The 23850-nt window shown below is 34.1% G+C and carries 22 protein-coding genes; 14 read left to right on the top strand and 8 right to left on the bottom strand.

The features are described 5' to 3' along the window. Window position 1: 1 nt before the first annotated feature. The 10 genes from ACVEGE_RS03540 to ACVEGE_RS03495 all read left to right on the top strand — a co-directional run bounded on the left by ACVEGE_RS03540 (window position 2) and on the right by ACVEGE_RS03495 (window position 11684). Window positions 2–565 carry a serine O-acetyltransferase gene (locus ACVEGE_RS03540; RefSeq protein ID WP_192500225.1) on the top strand — a complete coding sequence of 188 codons (564 nt, stop codon included), beginning with the start codon at window positions 2–4 and terminating at the stop codon, window positions 563–565. 41 nt (window positions 566–606) lie between these two features. After that, window positions 607–2040 (top strand): MBOAT family O-acyltransferase, encoded by a 1434-nt coding sequence (locus tag ACVEGE_RS03535; protein ID WP_458008619.1) that lies wholly within the window; start codon window positions 607–609, stop codon window positions 2038–2040. Window positions 2041–2061: 21 nt separating this feature from the next. After that, on the top strand, window positions 2062–2949 hold the full coding sequence (locus tag ACVEGE_RS03530; RefSeq protein WP_192500224.1) for a hypothetical protein: 888 nt from the start codon (window positions 2062–2064) through the stop codon (window positions 2947–2949). Beyond that, window positions 2946–4091, top strand: coding sequence for a glycosyltransferase family 4 protein (locus tag ACVEGE_RS03525; RefSeq protein WP_192500223.1), 1146 nt, complete (start codon window positions 2946–2948; stop codon window positions 4089–4091). The genes ACVEGE_RS03530 and ACVEGE_RS03525 overlap by 4 nt, the downstream gene beginning before the upstream one ends. Window positions 4092–4094: 3 nt before the next feature. After that, the gene (locus tag ACVEGE_RS03520) at window positions 4095–5636 is read left to right on the top strand and encodes a glycosyltransferase family 2 protein (RefSeq protein WP_192500222.1); all 1542 of its coding nucleotides are present in this window, start codon (window positions 4095–4097) and stop codon (window positions 5634–5636) included. After that, window positions 5633–6628 (top strand): glycosyltransferase family 2 protein, encoded by a 996-nt coding sequence (locus tag ACVEGE_RS03515; RefSeq protein WP_192500221.1) that lies wholly within the window; start codon window positions 5633–5635, stop codon window positions 6626–6628. The genes ACVEGE_RS03520 and ACVEGE_RS03515 overlap by 4 nt, the downstream gene beginning before the upstream one ends. Window positions 6629–6630: 2 nt before the next feature. Next, the gene (locus ACVEGE_RS03510; RefSeq protein ID WP_192500220.1) at window positions 6631–7767 is read left to right on the top strand and encodes a glycosyltransferase family 4 protein; all 1137 of its coding nucleotides are present in this window, start codon (window positions 6631–6633) and stop codon (window positions 7765–7767) included. Continuing rightward, on the top strand, window positions 7746–8822 hold the full coding sequence (locus ACVEGE_RS03505; protein WP_192500219.1) for a glycosyltransferase: 1077 nt from the start codon (window positions 7746–7748) through the stop codon (window positions 8820–8822). The genes ACVEGE_RS03510 and ACVEGE_RS03505 overlap by 22 nt, the downstream gene beginning before the upstream one ends. Then, on the top strand, window positions 8815–10155 hold the full coding sequence (locus ACVEGE_RS03500; RefSeq protein WP_192500218.1) for an O-antigen ligase family protein: 1341 nt from the start codon (window positions 8815–8817) through the stop codon (window positions 10153–10155). Before ACVEGE_RS03505 ends, ACVEGE_RS03500 begins: the two co-directional genes overlap by 8 nt. Before the next feature lie 137 nt (window positions 10156–10292). Next, window positions 10293–11684, top strand: a complete 1392-nt coding sequence (locus tag ACVEGE_RS03495) for an exopolysaccharide biosynthesis polyprenyl glycosylphosphotransferase (RefSeq protein WP_192500217.1) — start codon at window positions 10293–10295, stop codon at window positions 11682–11684. Between the two features lie 6 nt (window positions 11685–11690). Here the strand turns inward: ACVEGE_RS03495 and ACVEGE_RS03490 are convergent, their stop codons facing one another. Together ACVEGE_RS03490 and ACVEGE_RS03485 are read right to left on the bottom strand one after the other, a co-directional pair. Beyond that, window positions 11691–12830 (bottom strand): lipoprotein N-acyltransferase Lnb domain-containing protein, encoded by a 1140-nt coding sequence (locus ACVEGE_RS03490; RefSeq protein WP_192500216.1) that lies wholly within the window; start codon window positions 12828–12830, stop codon window positions 11691–11693. Window positions 12831–12853: 23 nt separating this feature from the next. Beyond that, window positions 12854–13924: a putative type IX sorting system protein PorV2 gene (locus ACVEGE_RS03485; protein ID WP_458008618.1), complete on the bottom strand. Its 1071-nt coding sequence runs from the start codon at window positions 13922–13924 to the stop codon at window positions 12854–12856. Window positions 13925–14114: 190 nt separating this feature from the next. On the opposite strand from ACVEGE_RS03485, the gene ACVEGE_RS03480 reads away from it, so the two are divergent. Together ACVEGE_RS03480 and ACVEGE_RS03475 are read left to right on the top strand one after the other, a co-directional pair. Then, window positions 14115–14834 carry a CDP-alcohol phosphatidyltransferase family protein gene (locus ACVEGE_RS03480; RefSeq protein WP_192500215.1) on the top strand — a complete coding sequence of 240 codons (720 nt, stop codon included), beginning with the start codon at window positions 14115–14117 and terminating at the stop codon, window positions 14832–14834. Continuing rightward, entirely contained in the window at window positions 14835–15692 is an 858-nt protein-coding gene (locus ACVEGE_RS03475; RefSeq protein WP_192500214.1) for a glycoside hydrolase family 25 protein, read from the top strand. It begins immediately after the preceding gene. Between the two features lie 6 nt (window positions 15693–15698). Here the strand turns inward: ACVEGE_RS03475 and ACVEGE_RS03470 are convergent, their stop codons facing one another. From ACVEGE_RS03470 to ACVEGE_RS03450, 5 genes are all read right to left on the bottom strand, one after another. Beyond that, window positions 15699–15923, bottom strand: a complete 225-nt coding sequence (locus ACVEGE_RS03470) for a DUF5808 domain-containing protein (protein WP_192500213.1) — start codon at window positions 15921–15923, stop codon at window positions 15699–15701. A 10-nt stretch (window positions 15924–15933) separates the two neighbouring features. Next, window positions 15934–16674, bottom strand: a complete 741-nt coding sequence (gene lptB / locus ACVEGE_RS03465) for an LPS export ABC transporter ATP-binding protein (protein WP_173852748.1) — start codon at window positions 16672–16674, stop codon at window positions 15934–15936. 175 nt (window positions 16675–16849) lie between these two features. Beyond that, entirely contained in the window at window positions 16850–17203 is a 354-nt protein-coding gene (locus tag ACVEGE_RS03460; RefSeq protein ID WP_173852749.1) for a carboxymuconolactone decarboxylase family protein, read from the bottom strand. A gap of 2 nt (window positions 17204–17205) precedes the next feature. After that, on the bottom strand, window positions 17206–18012 hold the full coding sequence (gene tatC / locus ACVEGE_RS03455) for a twin-arginine translocase subunit TatC (RefSeq protein WP_173852750.1): 807 nt from the start codon (window positions 18010–18012) through the stop codon (window positions 17206–17208). After that, on the bottom strand, window positions 18012–18977 hold the full coding sequence (locus ACVEGE_RS03450) for a KpsF/GutQ family sugar-phosphate isomerase (protein ID WP_173852751.1): 966 nt from the start codon (window positions 18975–18977) through the stop codon (window positions 18012–18014). The genes tatC and ACVEGE_RS03450 overlap by 1 nt, the downstream gene beginning before the upstream one ends. A gap of 83 nt (window positions 18978–19060) precedes the next feature. On the opposite strand from ACVEGE_RS03450, the gene ACVEGE_RS03445 reads away from it, so the two are divergent. After that, the gene (locus ACVEGE_RS03445) at window positions 19061–21256 is read left to right on the top strand and encodes an ATP-dependent DNA helicase RecQ (protein ID WP_192500212.1); all 2196 of its coding nucleotides are present in this window, start codon (window positions 19061–19063) and stop codon (window positions 21254–21256) included. Between the two features lie 584 nt (window positions 21257–21840). Here the strand turns inward: ACVEGE_RS03445 and ACVEGE_RS03440 are convergent. Next, complete coding sequence (locus ACVEGE_RS03440) at window positions 21841–22089, bottom strand: hypothetical protein (RefSeq protein ID WP_192500211.1); 249 nt, start codon at window positions 22087–22089, stop codon at window positions 21841–21843. Window positions 22090–22265: 176 nt separating this feature from the next. Between ACVEGE_RS03440 and ACVEGE_RS03435 the strand changes: the two genes are divergently transcribed. Beyond that, complete coding sequence (locus ACVEGE_RS03435) at window positions 22266–23843, top strand: NAD(P)/FAD-dependent oxidoreductase (RefSeq protein ID WP_192500210.1); 1578 nt, start codon at window positions 22266–22268, stop codon at window positions 23841–23843. The last annotated feature ends 7 nt before the right edge of the window (window positions 23844–23850 follow it).

The following is a 23850-nucleotide window of genomic DNA, read 5'->3' as shown; positions in this document are numbered from 1 at the left end:
AATGCTAAAAGAAACTATTTTATCTGATTATAAAAGGTGTGGTGTCAGTACGCTTGGTTTTAAAACATTGCTAAAAACCTTTGTCATCATGCCTAATCCAGGCTTGAAATTTATGACAATTTTTCGATTAACTCAATACTATAGAAAACGAAATAGATTGTTGTTCTTTTTTTTCTTTGTTTGGTTGCGAAGATTAAAAGTTAAATATGGTTTTGATATTTCATATCGAACAACAATTGGTAACGGTTTCTACATTGGTCATTTTGGCGGTATTGTTATTCATGGCGATACGGTTATTGGCGATAATTGTAATATTTCACAGGGAATCACTTTTGGTGTAAGTAATTATGGTAAAAATAAAGGCGTTCCTACTCTAGGTAATAATGTTTTTGTAGGACCTGGCGCCTGTGTTTTTGGTAATATTACCATAGGAGATCATGTTACTATTGGTGCAAATGCAGTGGTTACAAAAAGTATTTCTAGTCATTTTGCAGTAATTTCTCCAGAAGCTATAGTAATAGAAAAAGATCTTTCACCATTTTATATACACAATACAAATGTGTAAATAAAAGGTTTATTTTTGCGCCTTCAATTTAGCCCTTCAATATGTTTTTTAACTCCTTAAGCTTCGCTGTATTTTTACCCATCGTTTTTGTATTGTACTGGTTTGTTTTTAATAAAACCAAAAGCAGTCAAAACCTACTTTTAATTCTAGCGAGCTATTATTTCTATTCCTGCTGGGATTGGCGTTTTTTATTTTTATTGGTTTTTTCTACTTTTCTGGATTATTATACCGGAATCCAAATAGAAAAAAACAAGAACGAAAAAATCAGGAAATTTTGGTTCTGGTTAAGCATCGGAATCAATTTAGGGTTTCTTGGGGTTTTTAAATATTACAATTTCTTTGCCAGCTCATTTGCGACACTTTTAAGTGATTTCGGATTAAAGTCATCTCCTTTTTTGCTAGACGTGGTCTTGCCAGTGGGAATTTCGTTTTATACGTTCCATGGCTTATCGTATGTAATTGATATTTATTATAAAAGGATAAAAGCCGAATATAATTTTGTTGATTACTCTCTTTTTGTGAGTTATTTTCCACTCTTAGTTGCTGGACCTATTGAGAGAGCCACGCATTTGTTACCCCAAGTCAAGGTAAAAAGAACGTTTGACTATGAGAAAGCCAAGCAAGGTGCTTATCAATTTATATGGGGATTGGTTAAAAAAGTGGTTATTGCCGACACTTGTGCCACTTATGCCAATGCTATTTTTGATAATTATACCCATATGAATTCGTTGTCGTTACTTTTGGGAGCTGTTTATTTTGCCTTTCAGATTTATGGTGATTTCTCAGGTTATTCGGACATGGCATTGGGAATGTCTAAGTTGTTCGGGATGGATTTACTAAGAAATTTTAATTACCCTTATTTTTCTAGAGATATTGCCGAGTTTTGGCGCCGCTGGCACATTTCGTTGTCATCGTGGTTCAAGGATTATTTATATATTCCGTTGGGAGGAAGCAAAGGGTCTAAAATGAAACAAGTACGCAATGTGTTTATCATTTTTGTAGTTAGTGGTTTCTGGCATGGCGCTAATTGGACGTATCTGGCTTGGGGATTTATCAATGCTCTGTATTTCTTACCGCTTTTATTACTTAATAAAAATAGGTCTAATATGGAGATGGTGCAATTGCAATGGAATTTCGTTTCCGCAAAAGAGATCCTGCACATCTTTTATACTTTTGCATTAGCGTGCTTGGCTTGGATCTTTTTTAGAGCAAAGTCGATTACAGATGCTGTTTTGTACATCAAAAGAATATTTACCGACGGAAGTTTCAGTTCGCAATATTTGTCTAATGAAAGATACAACTACGAACTCTTGTTGATGATTATTCTTTTTGTTGTGGTCGAATGGAACAATCGATTCAAAGAAGAACCGCTTTCGGGTAAAAACAGTTGGTTCAAAGTAGCTTTAGCAATTGCTGCTATTATAGCCTTAGGGACCTATTCTGATTACAAGGAATTTATCTACTTCCAGTTTTAAAAACATATAGTACCAATTGATATGAAAAAGTTTTTACTTTTTATTTTAAAAATGAGCCTCGTTCTTGTAGTTGTTGCAATAGTGCTAGACTTTGGTTACACTACCATTTACAAACGATCAAAAAACAGAGGAAAAATTGATTATGTTTTTAATTCAACTGCGCGTGAATATGATGTGGTTATTTTAGGTTCGTCTAGAGCCAATAATCATTTTGTTTCCGATTTATTCGAAAAACAAGGCTTGAAAACATTCAATTACGGGATGAGTGGCGGGCATTTATATGAAGCTTCATTGTTACTTAAATTGATGATTGAACGCAACTATGTGATTAAAAATGTGATTCTGGAAGCCGACTTAAATTTATCCAATGATCACGAAGCAGAAGGGGTTTCAGCTAAGTTTTTACCCTATTTACATCGTTCTGAAACTGTAAAAAAACATTTTGATAAGCAAGATGATTTTAACGAGCTCTATTATATTCCGTTTTACAGGTACCTCAAGTTTGAAACAAGAATAGGTTTTAGAGATATGTTTAAAACCGCTATAAAGGAACCTACTAGAATTTTAGATAATAAAGGCTATTATCCTTTAGGCAATACAACTAAAGGAAATATGAAAAATAATATTGTCAACTTAAATCCTTTACCACATAATAAATATTATGAAGAGATTAAAGCAGTTTGTAAAGCCAATAATATTCATTTCATTGCTATCATGACGCCCATGTGTGAGAATGTTGTGGGAATGAATTATTTTGATAAAGTACATAAGGCCTACCCTGAGATTCACAATTATGAAAATGTAGTAAAGGAAAATAAGTATTTTTCATCTTGCGGACACATGAACGATGCAGGTGCTCGTATTTTTACAACTGTAGTGATTAATGATTTTTTTAAATCCAATAAATGAAGATAGCTTTTTTAACTCCTGAATATCCACACGCACTTACGGGTGCTTCTGGCGGGATTGGAACTAGTATTAAAAACCTAGCACTGGGACTTATAGATGAGGGCTGTGTTGTTCGCGTACTTGTTTATGGTCAAAACAATGACAGTGTTTTTGAAGATAATGGGATTACAATCCAACAGATTAAAAATATCAAAATAAAGGGATTGTCTTGGTTTTTTACTCGAAAAAAATTAGAACGAATCATCAATAACTTATATGATAAGCAGCAAATAGATCTTGTAGAAGCACCAGATTGGACCGGAATCACTTCTTTTATTTCCCCTAAAAAGTGTCCGGTTGTTATTCGATTGAATGGCTCCGATACTTATTTTTGTCATCTGGATCAGCGTCCCGTAAAATGGAAAAATAAATTTCATGAAAAAAGAGCGTTACAAAAAGCAACTGGGTTGCTTGCTGTAAGTCAGTTTACTGCTGATACCACAAATAAAGTTTTTGGTTTAAAAGAACATTTCCATATTATCCCCAATGCTATCGATACGGCTACTTTTAAGAGAAATCAGGAAATAGAAGTTGTACCCAATACCATTTTGTATTTTGGAAGTTTGATCCGGAAAAAGGGATTACTTGAACTACCATTCATCTTCAATGAAGTCCTTATAAACAATCCTACTGCTCAATTAATTTTAGTAGGTAAGGATGTGCCTGATATTATTTCAGGATCCACTTCTACATGGGAAATGATGCGCGGTTTATTTACTCAAGACGCCTTGCTCAACGTAAGCTATATTGGAGCTGTACCTTATGATGCGATACAAACGCATATTAATCAAGCCAGTGTTTGTGTATTTCCTTCTTTTGCAGAAGCATTACCCGTGTCTTGGATTGAAGCAATGGCAATGGAAAAAGCGGTAGTAACGTCTAACATTGGTTGGGCTACAGCTGTTGTAGAAGATGGCTTGAGTGGTTTTTTGGTTAATCCAAAAAAACACGCACTATATGCGAACAAAATAAATAGCTTGCTTAAGAATAACTCAATGCAACAGGAATTTGGTTTGGCAGCAAGACAAAAAGTGATGCAGCAATTTAGTATTGATGTCGTGGCAAAAGAGAGTTTGTCTTATTATAAATCGTTAATAAAATAGCTATTGATTTTTATTTATCACTCCCTTAAAAAAATTGCTACAATTGAAGATCATTTAGGGCAACCAATAGCTTTAGATTTTGGACTTTCAATTGCAGAAGGATTGTTTCAGCTTGCGGTTCGATATCCTAATAGTTGTATTGTTTGGTGTGCGGTTGCCTGCCAAGATAATTTAAACGTTGGGGAGTTAAGCAAACTGTTTCATCATGATAAATTACTGCTCTCGTATGACCCCAATACTGCTAATTATTTAGGAAATATGATTGGTTATGTTGATGAGTCGTTGTTTGTAAAAGTTAATAAAAAAGTATGTTTCCCTACGTGGCAAATGAGCAGTGCAGTAGGAATGATTCATGCATCGGTAGTATTAGCAGTTGGTAAAGAAATTCCATTTAACTCGGATTTTGATTATTATCTGAATTCTTTAGCAAAATTATTGATGCCTAAAGGATTGCTCAGCTATTCAGAACCGCAACTTTTTAAAAATTGCGATAGCAAAGAAATTACAGGACACTCAAATTTCACTCTTTTCCGTTTTGTTAAGCAACATTATAAAACACGTTGGATTTTTATATTGTTATTTAATCTGTTTTTTTTCGAAAAGAAATTACTAGTATTTCCTTTTCTAGCTTCCTTTTTCTATAAAAAAAGAAACAATACTAGCATTAATCTGGATAAAATACCCGTAGCATCTTCCCGAAAAGTAGTTCGCGATAAAAGTATTGATGTTATTATTCCAACAATAGGAAGGAAGGCCTATTTGTATGCTGTTTTGCACGATTTAGCGAAGCAAACGCTCCTTCCTGAAAAAGTAATTATTGTAGAACAAAATCCAATAGCAAACAGTATATCTGAATTGGATTATTTAGTAAATGAGCGTTGGCCCTTTGAAATAAAACATATCTTCACACATCAAGCTGGAGCCTGCAATGCTCGTAATGTAGCTTTAAAAGAAGTGAAGAGTGAATGGGTTTTTCTTGCGGATGATGATAACCGATTTGAATCCTTTTTGCTTAGTACTATTTTTTTGAAAATAGAAAAGTATGGAACAAAGGCAATCACAACATCTTATCCACAAGTTAAGGAGTCTATTCTCTACAAAAATGAAATTCAGTCACTTACTTTTGGTTCAGGAAATAGTTTTATAAAAAGTGAAATATTAGAAAAATGCCAATTTAATATGGCACTAGAATTTGGTTATGGTGAGGATAATGAGTTTGGAATGCAATTACGGAATAATGGTATAGATGTTATTTATGTTCCAGAACCTTCAATTCTACATTTAAAAGCACCTAGTGGTGGTTTTAGGATAAAGCCCGTTTTTAAATGGAGTTATGATAAGCTCCAGCCCAAGCCTTCGCCAACAGTTATGTTTTTTATGTTGAATAATAAAACCGAAGAACAAGTGTTGGGCTATAAGACAATATTGTTATTCAAATACTATCAACATCAAGCGCTTAAAAGTCCTTTTTCCTATTATATAAATTTTAAGAAACAGTGGAATAGTAGTGTTTTTTGGGCTAATGAATTAAATTGTAAAGAATGAAGTTTTCTCTAATAGTCTGTACGTATATGCGACCTGAACCTTTGCTAAAATTATTGCAATCAGTTCAAAGTCAAACTCTATATCCTGATGAAATTTTAATTATAGATGGATCCAATAACGATGCAACAGCAATAGTGTTAAATGGGAATCCATTTCAAAATTTAAACTATTTTAAAGTTAGTGATGCCGATCGCGGATTGACCAAACAAAGAAATTTTGGCATAGCTAAGGTAGGAAAAGAAGTAGAAATTGTTTGTTTTTTGGATGATGATATTGTTTTAGAAAAGGATTATTTTGAACAATTGCTCAAAACATATCAGGTTTTTCCAGAAGCCTTAGCGGTAGGTGGTTTTATCAAAGAGGGGAATGAATGGGATTATGTAGGTGACAATTATACCCCTACGATAAATGAATTTTATTATGATGGCTGGAAACAGCATGAAGGAAGCAGATTTGTTCTTAGAAAAAAGCTAGGATTGGATAGTGATTGTCCTCCAGGATATTCCTCGTTATATTCACATGGACGCAGTGTGGGGTTTTTACCTCCAACAGGTAAAACATATGAAGTAGAAATGTTAATGGGTGGGGTTTCTTCGTTTAAAAAAAGAGTGTTTGAGACGATTCAGTTCTCTACTTATTTTGAAGGATACGGACTCTATGAGGATGCTGATTTCACACTTCGTGTTTCTAAATTGGGGAAGATGTACCTGAACACAGCGGCCCAATTAAATCATTATCACGACGCCTCTGGAAGGCCTAATCAATATCATTATGGTAAAATGGTCGTTAGGAATGGCTGGTACGTTTGGCGTGTTAAAAATCCAAATCCTAAGTGGAAAGACCAATTCAAGTGGCATGCCATTACCATCGTATTGACGTTAATTAGGTATAGTAATGTGGTAACTACAAAGGCAAAAAAAGAGGCTTTTACTGAAGCAATAGGTAGAACCGTAGGTTGGTGGAGTTTGTTATTCAATAAACCAAAAAATTAAAAATGAAATTTCTCATTATCACAAACGTTCCGCATCTCATAGAAAAAAAACATATTTTTGCTTATGCTCCTTATGTAAATGAAATGAATATTTGGACAAAGCATGCTGATGATTTAGCTATTGTAGCTCCAGAATCAACCCAATTTAAAACGGCCATTGATTCGGCTTATGAACATAATAGTATTGAATTTGTAAGTGTCAAAAATTTTGATGTTTTAAGTCTGAAAAATAGTCTGCTTGCTATTTCTAAATTCCCAGAAATCTGTTGGAAAATGTATAGAGCCATGCAAAATGCAGATCACATTCATTTGCGTTGTCCAGGTAATGTTGGTTTATTGGGCTGTTTTGTGCAAATTTTATTTCCTAATAAAATAAAGACAGCGAAGTATGCCGGAAATTGGGATCCAAAATCAAAACAACCTTGGACTTATAAATTGCAACAGAAAATACTGAGCAACACTTTCTGGACTAGAAACATGCAGGTTTTAATTTATGGAGAATGGGAAGGGCAAACCAAGAACTGCAAATCTTTTTTTACTGCAAGCTATTTTGAAAAAGAGAAAAAAGCTTTGATCACTAAAAATCTAGACAAGAAAATTGTTTTTGTTTTCGTAGGAGCTTTAGTTATTGGTAAAAATCCGTTGTATGCTATTCAATTAATCGAGCAATTGTATCGTAAAGGTTTTGACGTTTCTTTAGATTTATATGGGGAAGGAGTTGAACGTATCGTTTTAGAAAATTATATTTTAAAAAATAATTTAGCTGAGGTTGTGGCTCTAAAAGGGAATCAAGATAGAGAAACCTTGAAAATGGCTTACCAAGAAAGTCATTTTGTATTGCTTCCATCCGCTAGTGAAGGCTGGCCAAAAGCCCTTGCCGAAGGCATGTTTTGGGGTTGTGTTCCTATTGCTACTGCTGTTTCTTGCGTGCCTTATATGCTGGATTACGGAAAAAGAGGTGTTTTATTAGAAGAAAACATACGAGAGGATGTGTCTAAAATAGCATCGCTTTTAAATAATAAAGAGGAATATGTAATTCAACAAAAAGCCGCTTTTACTTGGTCGCAAAACTACACACTTGATGTTTTTGAAACTGAAATTAAAAAATTGTTAGTCTCATGCGTATTGTTCAAATCATAGATTCACTTGAAGCGGGTGGTGCAGAGCGCATGGCAGTAAATTATGCCAATGCTTTGGCGCAAGAAATTTCGTTTTCGGGAATAGTTGTTACTAGAAAAGAAGGCCCCTTATTGAATGCGATAAATTCTAATTGTTCTTATTTGTTCTTGGATAAAAAACAAACTATTGATTTTCAGGCTTTTTTTAAATTGAGGAAGTATATTATTACCCATAACGTTGCTATTGTTCATGCTCACGGAACCTCCTTTTTTATAGCTGTTTTATTAAAAATTAGTTACCCTAAAATTAAAGTCATTTGGCATGAACACTATGGTGCCAGAGTGAATCAAACCGCAAGTGCTAATGCGGTTTTGATTTTATGCTCTTTATTTTTTAATGCTATTTTTGTTGTCAATAAGCAGTTGTTGACTTGGGTAAAACAAAAGACATTTTGTCAAAAAGCGTATTATATTCCTAACTTCACTGCCTTTGATACACAAAAAAAGGGAACGACCATTTTACAAGGGAATGATGGACAACGAATTGTTTGTGTAGCTAATTTAAAACATCCTAAAAATCACTTGGCTTTACTTCGTGCTTTTAAAGTTTTAAATGAGGCTCAATGGACTTTGCATTTCATAGGTGAAGATTATGATGATGATTACTCCAAAGCGATTCGGGATTACATCCAATTAGAAAATTTAGAAGGCTTTGTGTTTCTACATGGTGCAAAAAGTGATGTAAAAAATATTTTGTCACAAGCTACCATAGGTGTTTTGGCCTCTACTGCTGAAGGTTTTCCTGTTAGTTTGTTAGAATATGGGTTGGCTGGGCTAGCTACTCTATCCACCAATGTGGGTTCTTGTTCAGAGATTGTTACTGATCGTGTAAGCGGTTTGCTTTTCGACCCAAATAACGAAAAGGAATTAAAAAACCAACTGTATAAAATTATTTCAGATAAGCCACTTAGAGATCGTTTTGGATTATATTTGCAGGAATCAGTGCTTCAACAATATTCAAAAAAGATTGTTTTAAAACAATTAATAGCTACATACGACGAAATAAAAAATGACTAAAGAAGAAACTACCTATCTCAAATTAATACTTTTTCATGTAGGAATAGGGTTTCTTATTTACCTCGTTCCCTTTACGTCTAAAATATATGGGTATTCCATTTTTATTTTCGGAACTTATTATGTTATAAAAAGTAAAAACAGCAATAATGAAGCGCTTATTGTTGCGGCTTATGTTGTAGGTAGTGAGGTTTTCCTGCGGATGACAGGAGGAAATCCTTTGTATGAGATTTCTAAGTATGGTGTGATTTTTTATGTTTTAATTGGAATGTATTATAGCGGTTTTTCCAAAGGGGCTTTTCCGTATTGGTTTTTTTTATTGCTGCTCATTCCCGGGGTGATTATGGCAACTTATTCCTTAAATTATGATTCAGATATTAGAAAAACAATTGCTTTTAATATTTCGGGTCCTGTTTGTCTCGGAATTGCTTCACTCTATACCTTTAGAAGAAAAATAGCATTAGAGAAAATGAATGATATCCTACTAAGTATGGGATTGCCTATTGTTTCCTGTATGGTGTATTTAACGTTTTATACGCCTAATGTTAGAGATGTTATTACCAGTACACAGTCTAATTTTGAAACCTCTGGAGGTTTTGGCCCCAACCAAGTGGCGACCTTTTTAGGATTAGGGATGTTTATCTTTTTTTCGAGGATTATACTAGAGTCTAAAACCAAAATTATGGTAGCGATCAATCTAATTCTTGCACTTAATATCACTTATAGAGGAATGGTTACCTTTTCTCGTGGTGGAATGATTACTGGTTTTTTGATGATACTGTTGTTGCTTGTTTTTCTGTACTTTAAAACAAATGGTGGAGGTAAGGTAAAATTAGGCTCTATAATGGTTTTAATTACAGTTGCATTAGTTTCGGCTTGGAGTTATACTTCTTTTCAAACAGATGGTTTAATTAATAAACGCTATGCTAATCAAGATGCAGCGGGTAGGGCAAAGGAAAGTCAGTTTACTGGTCGAGAGGATATTGCTCAAAACGAAATCAATACGTTTTATAAAAACCCGCTATTGGGAGTAGGGACTGGTGTTGCAGCCGAATTGCGAGAAAGAGAGACAGGGATGAAAGTGTTGTCACACGATGAAATTACTAGAATGCTTGCTGAGCATGGTATGCTAGGGATACTAGCGCTAGCAATACTTTTTTTAACTCCTTTGTTTTTATATTTTGAAAATAAATTCAATATGTATTTGCTGTGTTTTGTTGCATTTTGGTTTTTAACCATTAACCACGCTGCAATGAGAACTGCTGTACCCGCTTTTGTATATTCGTTGTCTTTGCTTAATGTGCAAATTTTTCAAAATCAGAAGAATAAAGAGTGACTTAGTCCGTTTGTAATTGTAAGTTGCATTACTCATTTTGGCTGTAATTTAAAAGGATTAATTAGTAATTGAAATTCTATTTGGAGGTGTTTTCTAATTCGAAAATGCTAAATTGCAGCCCAAACCACGATACAATAATGTTTAAAAATAAAATTCACTTCGAAATTTCTGAAAGGAAAATGCTGCTTCGTTCTATCGATGTATTCGTAGTTTTATTTGTATTGTATTTTGTAGGGACTCTTTTTGAACTGGACTACTTACGTGTTTCGGTAACTAATTATCATTGGGCTATTGTATTGGCTGTTTACATCAATGTTTTTGGAGCTATCTTCGAAATGTACAATTTACAGGTAGCAAGTAACGAATTTCAGGTTTTGAAAAGTACGTTGCTAACCGTTTCTACTACTGTTTTGGTGTACCTCTTAACACCAATTTTTTCTCCGCTATTGCCAAAAAACCGTTTGCAAATAATCACTTTTTTTCTCGTTGTATTAATTGCTCTTTTTTTATGGAGGATTTTTTATGTACGGTTATTGGCATCACATCGTTTCTATCAAAATGCTATTTTAATATGTGATAACGATCAAGTCGAAGAATTAATTTTAGGTTTGGAGAATATTGATCCCCATTATAAAATTGTAGGTTATGTAAGTGCTGATAGTATTGAAGACGCAATTGCTAGAACACATTATGTTCCGCATGTTAAAAAAGAAGATTTGTACTCGTATGTAAAAGAAAATAAGGTTTCTGAAATAGTAATCGCTTCCCAAAAAACCGAAGGAATTACTAGTGATCTTTATTTGCAGTTATTGCATTTATTGGAATCTGGTAATATGATTAGAGAGTATGTACAGGTTTATGAAAGTAAAACACAACGCATTCCGGTACAATTCCTTGATAGGGATTTTTATCGTTTCTTCCCTTTTAGCAGAAGCAATCAAAACAAGTTATATCTTTCGGTAATTAGGTTGTTAGAAGTTGGTTTTTCCATTTTAGGCATAGCCATCGGTGCTGTACTAGTTCCGTTTATCTTGTTGGGTAATTTCTTAGGGAATAACGGTAAGTTATTTTACACGCAAGAACGTGTAGGTAGGGATGGTGTTCTTTTTAAGATCCTTAAGTTTCGTACTATGATTAAAAATGCAGAAACTGATAAAGCTGTTTTTGCAACTTATAACGATGAAAGGGTAACTAAATTTGGGAAATTTCTAAGAAAAACACGTATAGACGAATTTCCACAGTTTATAAATGTACTAAAAGGAGAGATGGCAATTATTGGTCCGCGTCCTGAAAGACCTTATTTTGTTAAAGAAATTGCTGATAGAATGCCATTTTACACCACAAGGCATATTATTAAACCAGGGCTTACAGGTTGGGCACAGGTGAATTACACTTATGGTGAAACTATTGAAGACAGTTTGATTAAGCTCCAATATGACTTATATTACATTAAGCACAGAAGCTTTTATTTGGATTTGAATATTGCAATTAAAACGATTACTACAATAGTTTTGTATCGCGGTCAATAGTTATTACTAGATAATTATAGGAATCTTCTTTTTATTCTTAATCGCTAATCGTACCAGAATTGTAGCACAAGTAAACACCATAGGGAGTACAATTAATACATGTGCTTTGTTGATTAAAAGCACTACATAGATTGCTAAACAAAGTAGGTTGGCAACAGTCAACTTATAAATTAAGCCGCTGTTTTTAGTTATTATAAAATACAGCAGTATAAATAATAGCGGGTTGAATAATAAAATATTATAATTCCATGCTAACTCTTGATGGAAGGAATAAAATCCCGCAAAAACAAAAAACACTCCCAGCAATGCCATTATTAAAAGGTAAAATTGATTTACGCTTTTACTGTTTATCAATACTACTATAGCAAGTAGCAACAAATATGTGTAGGCATTATTCCACCATGAAAATGGACTTTCGGTTTCGTAGGATAGTATTGTTTGTGTTTTATTAGCTAATAAATGGTTCTCAAAAGACGTTTTTTCTAAGCTTTTCATTAATTCAAACGGAAGGAATATTTGTGTTCCCATACGGTCTACTTTCTCTCCAAAAATAATACTCGTTCCTAATTTCTCGTAAAAATGGTGGTCGAAATAAGGAAATAAGATTGTTCTGTAGGTTAGGTCAGTATCTGTATTTTTTACAATAGCCTTTGTTTTTAAGGTTTTGTTGAGGATGTCTACTACCATTGAGGTGCAATTCTTGTCTATAAATTTATAGGTGTAGTAGCTTTCTCCTGACGATAATGAGGTTTTTAAGTTGTCAAATAAATCTTGCTTTAATTGTTGTGATACGTTTAACTCTTGTTCGTAAACCGCTCTTTTTTCATAGGTGTACTCATTAATAAAGTCAGGGTAGGGATGTGCTACGGCAAAATATTGTAAGTCGCCTTTTACGAATTTCAAAACAAAGTTGGGCGTATTAAAGTCAAAAGCACCATAGTTGTAAACAATGTCAATGAAGTTCTTTGGATCTGCGATTCTAATTGCGGTGTGTCCAAAAAGGGAATAGGATTCATTACCGGTTCCGCAGGTTAATACGCTAACCTTTGTTTCGTCTGATAAAGTTAATTTTTGTGCAGATAAATTACTTATCGAACAGATAAGAAAGATATAAAGAGAAGCTATTTGTAAGAATGAAGTTTTCATTAGTCTGTTTTTTAAGCGTGAAATCAGTTTCTAAAAAGCGATAAGTCTACTTTTAAAGAAAAAATATTAGAGTATAAAGCGGTGCTTTGGTTTCCTAAATCTGTTAGGGCGTAGTCTACTTGGATTCCTTTGTATTTGAAACCTAGGCCTATATTGGGTTGAAAAGTTGTTTTTTCAGAACTGTCTAGTTGCACCACATTTTGAAAGTTACCAACTCCTGCTCTAAGAAAAACCAAGTTAGTATATCCAAATTCTAAACCCAATGCAGGATCAATACTTACTGCTTTTGATGAAATAATATCGTTAGTTCTTGTAAATCGCATATTGGCATTGGCTGCAGCCAAAAGACTGTAATCATAATGAAATAGAAATTTTTTAGCCATTCCGATTTGTAGTTTCGGGATTGTGATTTCAGAATTTTCAGGAAGTTCTTGATTTTGACCTGGTGCTGCATCGGCAATTTTCTGGTATTCTTTTTCATTAATATTCCATACATTATACGTAGTAGTAATGTCGCGAACCATCAAACCAAAATTCCAATTGTTTCTTTGGAATTGTATTCCAGCATCAAAACCAAATCCCCAGGAATCGGCAAATTTTCCAATGATTCTTCGAATTACTTTTGCATTTATGCCGTATTGAAAACCGGGAACGGGTAGTTTTCGAGCATAAGAAAAGGTAAAAGCATAGTCAGCAGTCGAAAAAAGACTGATTCTGTTGTAATCAATATTCCCTTGACTGTCGATTAGTTCAGTGGTGTTTAAAATATCATCTACTCCAAAACGGATTAATGAGATTCCGTATGCACTCCTATCATCAATAGGGCTGGCGTAGGCGATGTAGTCGTATTGCGCAATGTTAGCAAAATAACTGGCGTGCATCAATGCTATTTGCGAATCTTCTAACTGGGTCAATCCTGCAGGGTTCCAATAGCCTGAATTCACATCAGCTGTTGCTGCAACTGCAGTATTCGACATTCCTAGCGCCGCAGCATCTACACCAATGTTCATAAATTCATTAGAATATTTACGAACAGTTTGGCTGTAATTTGTGCTGAAAACCAAAAGGAATATAAAAAAATGCATCTTTTTCAATCGAACTGTTTTTATAAGCCTTGATGGCCGTTTAATTTTTATCAAAAATATAATTTTTTAATGAGCTTAACTCTTCCTTTTGCAAATAAATAGAATAGCAGTGCATTGTGTTAACAATCTCTTTTAAAAAATACGGTACGTAAAGGCTTATTGTATTAAATTTGTGCCCTTATACTATTAAAACATTGCTATGAATATTAAGAAACACATTCCGAATTTAATTACTTTACTGAATCTATTGTGTGGGTGTATTGCGCTAGTTTATGCGTCTCATGGCGATTATTTTGCCGCTTTTTATTTTGTTTGTTTGGGTATCTTTCTTGATTTCTTTGATGGATTTTTTGCTCGATTATTTAAAGTTGCTAGTCCGTTAGGGCTGCAATTAGATTCTCTTGCTGATATGGTGACTAGTGGTGTAGTACCCGGTTTTGTTATGTTTTTTATGATGAAGAATAGTCAACATGAAATTGGAACACACGAAATTTGGAATTATTTAGGATTTATTGTCACTATGGGATCTTGCTATAGATTGGCTAATTTTAATATCGATACGCGTCAAACCGAATCGTTTATAGGGTTGCCAACGCCAGCAAATACTTTGTTTATATTGAGTTTGCCATTGATTTTACAATATTCTGATTCTTTAATAGTGTTAGAAGTGCTAACCAATCAATGGGTTTTATTAGTGATTACTTTGTGTAGCGCTTATATTTTGAATGCTGAGATTCCGTTATTTTCATTAAAAATAAAAAAGTTTAATCTTAAAGATAATGCACTTCAAATAGGTTTTTTAACTGTTTCCTTAGTTCTTTTAGGGCTGTTTCAGTATTTAGGAGTGGCGCTTGTTATTATTATGTATGTATTGTTGTCTGTAATTAACAATAAAATGGGCAAAAAAGTAACTGCTTAAATGAGAAAAAAAACAGTTAGAAGAACAACTACTAGAAGAGTTAAAAAGAAAAGTGGCTTTTTATCGGGCTCTGTTGTTAAATTTCTTGTTGGTTTTGCGCTAATTGCTGTATTTGTAACTGGTTCCTACCACTATAGACAAGGTATTTTGTATTATCTCGGTTTCAAATCAACGGTACTTTCTAAAGAACAAGAAGAAGAAAAACGCCTCTCTGATGTGCGTAATTTTCAGGTTCTTGTTAAACATAAAGGAAAAGCTATTGGGATTGATGTTAGTGAATATCAAGACGCTATTGAATGGCTTGAGGTGGATACTTTAGAAGAAATATATCCTATAAATTTTGTTATTATTCGCGCTACGGTGGGTAATGATCGCTTGGATAGAAAATTTAAGAAAAACTGGCTTGGTGCCAAAGAAAATAAAATGATTCGAGGGGCGTACCATTATTACCGTCCTAATGAGAATTCTATAGACCAAGCTGAGCTGTTTATCAATACAGTAAGCTTGCAAAAAGGGGATTTACCTCCAATATTAGATATAGAACGGTTGCCTAAAAATCAATCTATCGCTCGACTTAAAGTGGGTTTGAGACGCTGGTTAGAAAAAGTAGAGGCACATTATAAAGTCAAGCCTATTATTTATACCGGTGAAAGTTATTATGATGATTTTTTAAAAGAAGAATTTAGCGATTACCTTTTTTGGATTGCTAATTATAATTTTTATAGAGAAAAAATACAAGACGATTGGCTCTTTTGGCAGTTTACGGAAAAAGCCAGCGTGCCAGGTATTGAAGGGAATGTAGATGTTAATATTTTTAACGGTGATTTACAGCAGCTGCAGTTCATTACTATAGAATAGCGAATTTTATTTTTTAAAGAATGCTACAAGTATGAATATAGTCACTAACGCAAGAAAAATAGATACTGAGTATGGATTTGCAAAGTTGACAGTCCATCCTGCCCATGCCAACCTTTTTGGAGGGAAAATACGTGGGTCTTCTCTATTGAAATAAAAAATCCCCAAAACCCAATTATTAGGATCTTGGTGCCATTTTTCTAAGGTTTCTTTTGAAGGTTTTTCTTGATTCATACCCAATAAATTAAAATTCAATTTTCTTTTTACGTAGTTCAAAGTTTTGACCTAAGTACACTCTACGTACCATTTCGTCTTCTACTAATTCTTCTGGTACACCAGCTTTTAAGATTCCTCCTTCAAACATTAGGTAGGTTTTATCTGTGATTGCTAATGTTTCTTGTACATTGTGATCGGTAATTAAAATACCGATGTTTTTATTTTTTAACTGTGCTACAATGCGTTGAATGTCTTCAACAGCAACGGGGTCAACCCCTGCAAAAGGTTCGTCTAATAAAATAAATTTAGGATCAGTAGCTAAACAACGCGCAATTTCAGTACGACGACGTTCTCCACCCGAAAGTAAATCACCGCGGTTGGTTCTAATGTGTTCCAAACTGAATTCGGCTATCAAACTTTCCATTTTAGCAACTTGTTCCTCTTTTGAAAGCTTTGTTAGTTGCAGTACACTCAAGATGTTGTCTTCGATACTTAGCTTTCTGAAAACCGAAGCTTCCTGTGCTAAATACCCAATACCTTGTTGTGCTCTTTTGTACATTGGGTAATCAGTGATGTTTAAATCATCAAGATAAATGTTTCCTGAATTGGGTTTTACCAATCCTACAATCATGTAGAAAGAAGTGGTTTTTCCAGCACCATTTGGTCCTAGTAATCCAACAATTTCTCCTTGATTTACTTCTACAGAAATCCCTTTTACGACACTTCTTCCTTTGTATGTTTTAACTAAATTATCAGCTCTTAAAATCATTTTCTTTGTTTTAAACGTTCTGCGTTTAATTATTTAAACATTGATTTGTTTAATCGCTACAAATTAACGAATAAACAAATCAACAATTTAAAGTGTTAACACTATTTTATTTTTACCAAAGTATCTTTATTGTTCTTGATAGAACACAAAGTGCTTTTTGACAAAAAGGGAATTATTATTTTGTTGCCTCTTCTTCTAACGCTTCCCAAAATTCGTACGCTCTTCTTAAATGAGGGACTACAATTGTTCCTCCTACTAACGTAGCGATTCCCATAGCTTCCATCATTTCTTCTTTAGTTACCCCTTCTTTGTGGCTTGTTTCTAAGTGGTATTTTACGCAATCATCACAGCGTAAAACTGCCGAAGCAACTAATCCTAATAGCTCTTTAGTTTTTACATCAAGCGCACCTGCTGCATAAGCATTAGTGTCAAGATTGAATATTCGTTTTACAATTTTGTTGTTATCGGCTAACAACTTTTCGTTCATTTTAGAACGGTACTCATTAAATTCTTCAATAATAGCTGCCATCTTTATTCTTTTTCTTTTTTATGAACAAATACTGATATAAAAATACTTGCTTCATAGATTAATAACATTGGTATTGCAACAATAGTCTGGCTTACCACATCTGGAGGTGTTACGATAGCGGCAATAATAAGGACTAATACAATTGCATATTTTCTATATTTTCTTAAAAAAGAGGGTGTTACAAGCCCTAGTTTAGTTAGGAAAAAAATGATTATTGGTAATTCAAAAAACAATCCACTGGCTAAAACCGATGTTTTTACCATTCCGATATAGGAATCTAAGGTGAACTGGTTTAAAACAACAGGACTGACCGTAAAAGTAGCCACGAAATTAACCGACATAGGGATTACTACAAAATAGCCAAATAATACTCCTATAAAGAAAAGTAAAGAAGAGAAAAAGATAAAGACTTTTGCGTTCTTCTTTTCGTTTTTATATAAGGCAGGACTAATGAATTTCCAAACTTCCCAGAGGATATAAGGGAAACTCAAGATGAATCCAGCGAGAATACAAATCCAGATAAAGACATTTACTTGTCCCTCCATCTCGGTATTCTGTATAATAAAAGGCATTTCGGTGATGCAAATACTATCTGCAAAACCTAGTGAATGGGATAGCTCACAAAAATACACATAAGTAAAAAAAGTTGGTCTTGTAGGGCCAAATATAATAGTGTCAAATAAATAATCACTAATGAAATAAGTAACACATGCCATAATAATTATTGCAATTGTACTTCTTACTAATAACCATCTCAAGTCTTCAAGATGATCTAAAAACGACATCTCGTTTTGGTTTTTCTTTGCCATTATACTATTCCTTCTTTTAAAATATCGTGTAAGTGTAAAACACCTTGGTATGCATCGTTTTCTACAACAATCAATTGTGTTATAGAAAAATCTTCTAAAATATTTAAAGCATCCGTGACCATGTCATTTGACTGGATTAGCTTTGGATTTTTAGTCATGATGTCTTTAGCAGATAAATCAGCAAAACTATCTCTTTCGTTAAGCATTCTACGAATATCTCCATCGGTAATAATACCAATCACTTTTTCGTTTTCTACCACTGCAGTAACCCCAAGTCTTTTTTCTGATATTTCAAAAATCACTTGTTTTATCGAAGCATCAGGAGCAACCATTGGTTTTAGCGTGTGCTCTAGCATGTCTTTTACACGCAATAATAATTTTTTGCCTAAAGCACCTCCTGGGTGGTATACCGCAAAATCTTCGGGTTTAAAATCTCTCATTTCCATAAGGCAAACTGCTAGTGCATCTCCCATTACTAATTGAGCTGTTGTGCTGCTTGTAGGTGCAAGATTAATTGGGCAAGCTTCTTTTTCTACGGTAGTGTTTAGGATGTAGTCTGATCCTTTTGCTAAAAAGGAAGTCATGTTTCCCGTTATCGCAATAAGGGTGTTTCCGAAACGTTTTAATAACGGAACCAATACTTTTATTTCAGGGCTATTTCCGCTTTTTGAAATACAAATGATAATGTCGTCATTTTGAACCATTCCTAAATCTCCATGAATGGCTTCGGCAGCATGTAAAAACAGTGATGGAGTACCCGTGGAGTTAAAAGTAGCGACCATTTTCTGCGCAATTATTGCGCTTTTTCCTATCCCAGTAATCACTAATCTTCCTTTAGAATTGTAAATTGCTTGGGCTGCATTTGAAAAATTTTCATCTAAAAACGCGCTGAGGTTTATAATCGCCTCACTTTCAGCTAAGATGGTTTTTTTGGCTGTAGCCAATATATTTTCTTTTGATATCAAAACAGAATGTTTAAAATTTGTAAGTGTAAAAGAAATTAGTATCTTTATAATGCAAATTTATACAAAATACCATATAATAAAGAATGAATTCAAACGAAATTGATATCCATAGGGAATTAAAGAAATATTTTGGCTTTAGCCAATTTAAAGGGCTGCAAGAAGCTGTGATAAAAAGTTTGCTTAATAAACAAAATACCTTTGTTATTATGCCTACTGGAGGAGGTAAATCTCTTTGTTATCAACTGCCCGCTTTAATGCAAGAAGGAACGGCGATTGTTGTTTCTCCTTTGATTGCTTTAATGAAAAACCAAGTAGATGCTATTCGAAGTTTGTCTTCAGAAAATGGTATTGCTCATGTTTTAAATTCTTCACTAACTAAGACGGAAATTACGCAAGTAAAAAAAGACATTACCTCTGGTTTAACTAAGTTGCTTTATGTGGCGCCAGAATCCTTGACTAAGGAGGAGAATGTTAATTTTTTAAAAGGTGTCACTATTTCTTTTGTCGCTATTGATGAGGCTCACTGTATCTCAGAGTGGGGGCATGACTTTAGGCCTGAATATCGAAATCTAAAAAATATTATTAAGCAATTAGGGGATGTACCTATTATAGGACTTACTGCTACTGCTACGCCAAAAGTGCAAGAGGATATTCTAAAAAACTTAGATATGTCTGGTGCAACTACTTTTAAGGCGTCATTTAATAGACCTAATTTATACTATGAGGTACGGACTAAGACTAAAAATATCGAGTCGGATATTATTCGTTTTATAAGACAGCATAAAGGAAAGTCGGGGATTATATATTGTCTAAGTCGTAAAAAGGTGGAGGCTGTTGCCGAAGTTTTACAAGTGAACGGAATTAGTGCTGTTCCTTACCATGCAGGATTAGATGCTAAAACTAGAGCCAAACACCAAGACATGTTCCTGATGGAAGATGTAGATGTTGTTGTAGCAACTATTGCATTTGGGATGGGGATTGATAAGCCGGATGTGCGTTTTGTAATTCATCATGATATTCCAAAATCGCTAGAAAGTTATTATCAAGAAACCGGTCGTGCTGGTCGGGATGGTGGTGAAGGGCATTGTCTTGCGTATTACTCTTATAAAGATGTAGAAAAACTAGAGAAGTTCATGTCAGGGAAACCTGTGGCTGAACAAGAAATAGGTTTTGCCTTATTGCAAGAGGTTGTCGCTTACGCAGAAACGTCAATGTCAAGAAGGAAATTTTTACTCCATTATTTTGGTGAAGAATTTGATGATGTAACAGGTGATGGTGCTGATATGGATGACAACATAAGAAATCCAAAAACGAAGGTAGAAGCCTTAGAGCAAGTAGTGAAACTTCTTGAAGTAGTTAGGGATACAAAGCATTTATATAAATCTAAAGAAATTGTCTTTACCTTAATAGGAAGAGTTAATGCAGTTATAAAAGCACACCGTACAGATGTTCAGCCCTTTTTTGGTTCTGGTATTTCTTTCGACGAAAAATATTGGATGGCATTATTGCGCCAAGTTCTTGTTGCGGGTTACCTTACAAAAGATATTGAAACGTATGGTATTGTAAAAATAACCGACAAAGGGTTAGACTTTATAAAAAAACCTTCCTCCTTCTTGATGTCTGAGGATCATGAATACAACGGAATCGTAGATGAAGCCATTGTAAGTGCCTCAAAAGTGACGGTAGCAATAGATGCTGTTTTGATGAATATGTTAAAAGACCTTCGTAAAAAAGTAGCTAAAAAAATTGGAGTGCCACCGTTTGTGGTTTTTCAAGACCCTTCACTAGAAGATATGGCTTTAAAATATCCTATTTCATTGCATGAATTGATTAATATTCATGGTGTGGGAGAAGGAAAAGCTAAAAAGTATGGTAGTGATTTTGTCGAATTAATTAATCGTTATGTTAATGAGAACGATATTATTCGATCAGAAGATTTAGTGGTTAAATCAACGGGAACTAACTCGGCTAATAAGTTGTATATTATTCAAAATATTGATAGAAAATTATCTCTTGACGATATCGCTAAAGCAAAAGGGTTAACGATGGATTTGCTAATTAAAGAAATGGAACAAATTGTTTACTCTGGAACCAAACTAAATATAAAATACTGGGTTGACGATATGCTCGACGAAGAGCAGCAAGAGGAAATCTATGATTATTTCATGGAATCAGAATCAGATAAAATTGAAGGTGCTCTCAAGGAATTTGAAGGCGATTATGATATGGATGAGCTGCGCTTAATGCGAATAAAATTTATTAGTGAAGTAGCAAATTAGTAGTATGTGCTGGCCAGAATAATCGATAGCGCTTATTAGATAAAAGTAATTAAAAAAACACTTGCAAGAACATTCTTGCAGGTGTTTTTTTATTTGTAGGTTCGTATAATTATTTTATTCAGTTACTGCATTAGGTTTACAGTTAGTGTGTAATTGGAGTAGAAAGGGTTTTTCTTTATAAATACTAATTGCATTTTTTCTATTAATTTCATCACTGGAATTTAAGCTTCAAATTAAATAGAAAGGCAGCTTTTTGCGCCACAGTTTAGGGCAAAGTGAATGAACTAGTATAAATTGGCAACACGAAATTTACGTTCCTATTTAGATGGGAACAATTTATGCAATTTTATTAAACTTAGTTTACTACTTGATCTTCTTAAAAAATCATGCTTAATGACGACTAAGTTAAGCTTATTTTCAGCGAGAATAAATTGTTCCGACTTGAAAAAAGCGTTATGATTCTTATATTCAACTGGTTTTTTTTTTTCAAAGACGTATTGGTAAGATAAGTTATAAATGTAATGGTATTTCTGTTTTTATTTTAAAACCTTATTTGTTGCTTTTTTAAGCAGCATTGGTTTAAATTAAGGCTCTTTCTCAATATAAATTTCGCCACGATGTGGTTTTAAACTATCGCGTACTTGAATCATGTTTTCGTCAGTAACCACCATAAAAGCAACGGCGTGCATCTCTGAGCGAATTTCGAAACCAGTAATGTTTAAGGGTAGTTTTTCAATCACGATGTATTCTTTTAGATGGATTTCGTGGTGTTCAGCAGTTTTAGCCGCAGCGGGACCTTTAAAATCCCATAGTAATTTTATTTGTCTAGACATTGTATTGTTTTCAATAATTGTAGCTTTCAAAGTTACAAAGACTGAATTTAGAAATTAAAGTATTTTTCATTATTTCAAACGGTTTCTCTTTTGCGTAAGCAGAATTCACTTCAAAATGCTACTTTTGCAATCTGACATTGGTTTTATTTGTTGGAATAAATATTATAGCTAAAAAAATGCCTCAAGAACATCTATTACAAGTATCGCCAGAAATTGCTGCAAATGAATTGTTGCTTAAAGAATACTTAGGAAAACTATTAAAAGTAGGTCCTAAAGTAATTAAGCAAGTCACCATTTTAAAGCGTTCTATTGATGCGCGTCAAAAGGCAATTAAAATCAATTTAAAAGTTGCTGTTTACTTGCAAGGAGATGTCGTTCCTGAAACAAAATTTGAATTACCGGATTATCCTAATGTGACTCATGCGCAGGAGGTAATCGTTGTAGGTGCTGGTCCAGCAGGACTTTTTGCAGCTTTACAATTAATTGAGTTAGGCTTAAAGCCAATAGTTGTAGAACGTGGTAAAGATGTACGCGGACGCCGTCGTGATTTGAAAGCAATTAATGTGGATCATGTAGTTAATGAAGATTCAAATTACTGTTTTGGTGAAGGAGGAGCGGGAACTTATTCTGACGGAAAGCTGTACACGCGTTCTAAAAAGCGTGGTGACGTAACCCGAATTTTAGAATTATTAGTTGCTTATGGTGCAACTCCAGATATTTTAGTAGAAGCACACCCACATATAGGTACAAATAAATTGCCGCAAATTATTCAGGACATTCGTGAAAAAATAATTGAATGTGGAGGACAAGTTTTGTTTGAAACTCGAGTTACTGATATTTTAGTAAAACAAAATGAAGTGCAAGGAATTGTTACGCATAAAGGGGAGACTATTTTAGCCAATAAATTGATTCTTGCTACAGGACATTCGGCTCGAGATATTTATGAGTTATTAGATAAGAAAAAGATATTTATCGAGGCAAAACCTTTTGCACTTGGTGTACGAGCAGAACATCCGCAATCTTTAATTGATAGTATTCAATATAGTTGTGATTACCGTGGTGAGTTGTTGCCACCGGCTCCTTACAGTATTGTGAAGCAAGTAGGAGGTAGAGGAATGTACTCTTTTTGTATGTGTCCTGGTGGTGTGATTGCTCCCTGTGCTACTAGTCCAGGCGAAGTAGTTACTAATGGTTGGTCTCCGTCTAAACGTGATCAAGCTACTGCAAATTCAGGTATTGTAATCGAATTAAAACTAGAAGATTTTAAACCGTTTGCTAAGTTTGGTGCTTTGGCTGGAATGGAATTCCAAAAAAGTATCGAACAAAAAGCGTGGCATCTTGCAGGTGAAAGCCAAAAAGTACCTGCGCAAAAAATGATTGACTTTACACAAAGTAGACTATCATCAGAGATTCCGAAAACATCCTATGTTCCAGGAACTACTTCAGTTGAATTAGGACAGGTTTTTCCAGGGTTTTTAACTCAAATATTAAGAGAAGGATTTTCTGAATTCGGAAAATCAATGAAAGGGTATCTTACAAACGAAGCAGTTTTACATGCACCAGAATCTAGAACGTCATCACCCGTGCGTATCCCTAGAGATGGGATTACTTATGAACATCTACAGATAAAAGGATTGTATCCTTGTGGTGAGGGAGCGGGATATGCGGGCGGAATTATATCTGCAGCTATTGATGGTGAAAAATGTGCGTTGATGATTGGCGAAAGCTTGCGTAAAAAATCCTCAAATCTATAACGGAAAG

Source organism: Flavobacterium sp. PL002, from assembly GCF_054165825.1.
Note: the sequence above shows the minus strand (reverse complement) of the source record. Positions and strands in the feature narration are given on the sequence as shown.

What these genes read in the sequence shown, in the direction of transcription:
- ACVEGE_RS03535 (WP_458008619.1), top strand. Translation starts at nt 607, where the DNA reads ATGTTTTTTAACTCCTTAAGCTTCGCTGTATTTTTACCCATCGTTTTT.
- ACVEGE_RS03475 (WP_192500214.1), top strand. Translation starts at nt 14,835, where the DNA reads ATGAGAAAAAAAACAGTTAGAAGAACAACTACTAGAAGAGTTAAAAAG.
- ACVEGE_RS03470 (WP_192500213.1), bottom strand. Translation starts at nt 15,923, where the DNA reads ATGAATCAAGAAAAACCTTCAAAAGAAACCTTAGAAAAATGGCACCAA.
- ACVEGE_RS03530 (WP_192500224.1), top strand. Translation starts at nt 2,062, where the DNA reads ATGAAAAAGTTTTTACTTTTTATTTTAAAAATGAGCCTCGTTCTTGTA.
- tatC (WP_173852750.1), bottom strand. Translation starts at nt 18,012, where the DNA reads ATGGCAAAGAAAAACCAAAACGAGATGTCGTTTTTAGATCATCTTGAA.
- ACVEGE_RS03525 (WP_192500223.1), top strand. Translation starts at nt 2,946, where the DNA reads ATGAAGATAGCTTTTTTAACTCCTGAATATCCACACGCACTTACGGGT.
- ACVEGE_RS03495 (WP_192500217.1), top strand. Translation starts at nt 10,293, where the DNA reads ATGTTTAAAAATAAAATTCACTTCGAAATTTCTGAAAGGAAAATGCTG.
- ACVEGE_RS03540 (WP_192500225.1), top strand. Translation starts at nt 2, where the DNA reads ATGCTAAAAGAAACTATTTTATCTGATTATAAAAGGTGTGGTGTCAGT.
- ACVEGE_RS03480 (WP_192500215.1), top strand. Translation starts at nt 14,115, where the DNA reads ATGAATATTAAGAAACACATTCCGAATTTAATTACTTTACTGAATCTA.
- ACVEGE_RS03435 (WP_192500210.1), top strand. Translation starts at nt 22,266, where the DNA reads ATGCCTCAAGAACATCTATTACAAGTATCGCCAGAAATTGCTGCAAAT.
- ACVEGE_RS03460 (WP_173852749.1), bottom strand. Translation starts at nt 17,203, where the DNA reads ATGGCAGCTATTATTGAAGAATTTAATGAGTACCGTTCTAAAATGAAC.
- ACVEGE_RS03440 (WP_192500211.1), bottom strand. Translation starts at nt 22,089, where the DNA reads ATGTCTAGACAAATAAAATTACTATGGGATTTTAAAGGTCCCGCTGCG.
- ACVEGE_RS03505 (WP_192500219.1), top strand. Translation starts at nt 7,746, where the DNA reads ATGCGTATTGTTCAAATCATAGATTCACTTGAAGCGGGTGGTGCAGAG.
- ACVEGE_RS03510 (WP_192500220.1), top strand. Translation starts at nt 6,631, where the DNA reads ATGAAATTTCTCATTATCACAAACGTTCCGCATCTCATAGAAAAAAAA.
- lptB (WP_173852748.1), bottom strand. Translation starts at nt 16,674, where the DNA reads ATGATTTTAAGAGCTGATAATTTAGTTAAAACATACAAAGGAAGAAGT.
- ACVEGE_RS03500 (WP_192500218.1), top strand. Translation starts at nt 8,815, where the DNA reads ATGACTAAAGAAGAAACTACCTATCTCAAATTAATACTTTTTCATGTA.
- ACVEGE_RS03445 (WP_192500212.1), top strand. Translation starts at nt 19,061, where the DNA reads ATGAATTCAAACGAAATTGATATCCATAGGGAATTAAAGAAATATTTT.
- ACVEGE_RS03490 (WP_192500216.1), bottom strand. Translation starts at nt 12,830, where the DNA reads ATGAAAACTTCATTCTTACAAATAGCTTCTCTTTATATCTTTCTTATC.
- ACVEGE_RS03515 (WP_192500221.1), top strand. Translation starts at nt 5,633, where the DNA reads ATGAAGTTTTCTCTAATAGTCTGTACGTATATGCGACCTGAACCTTTG.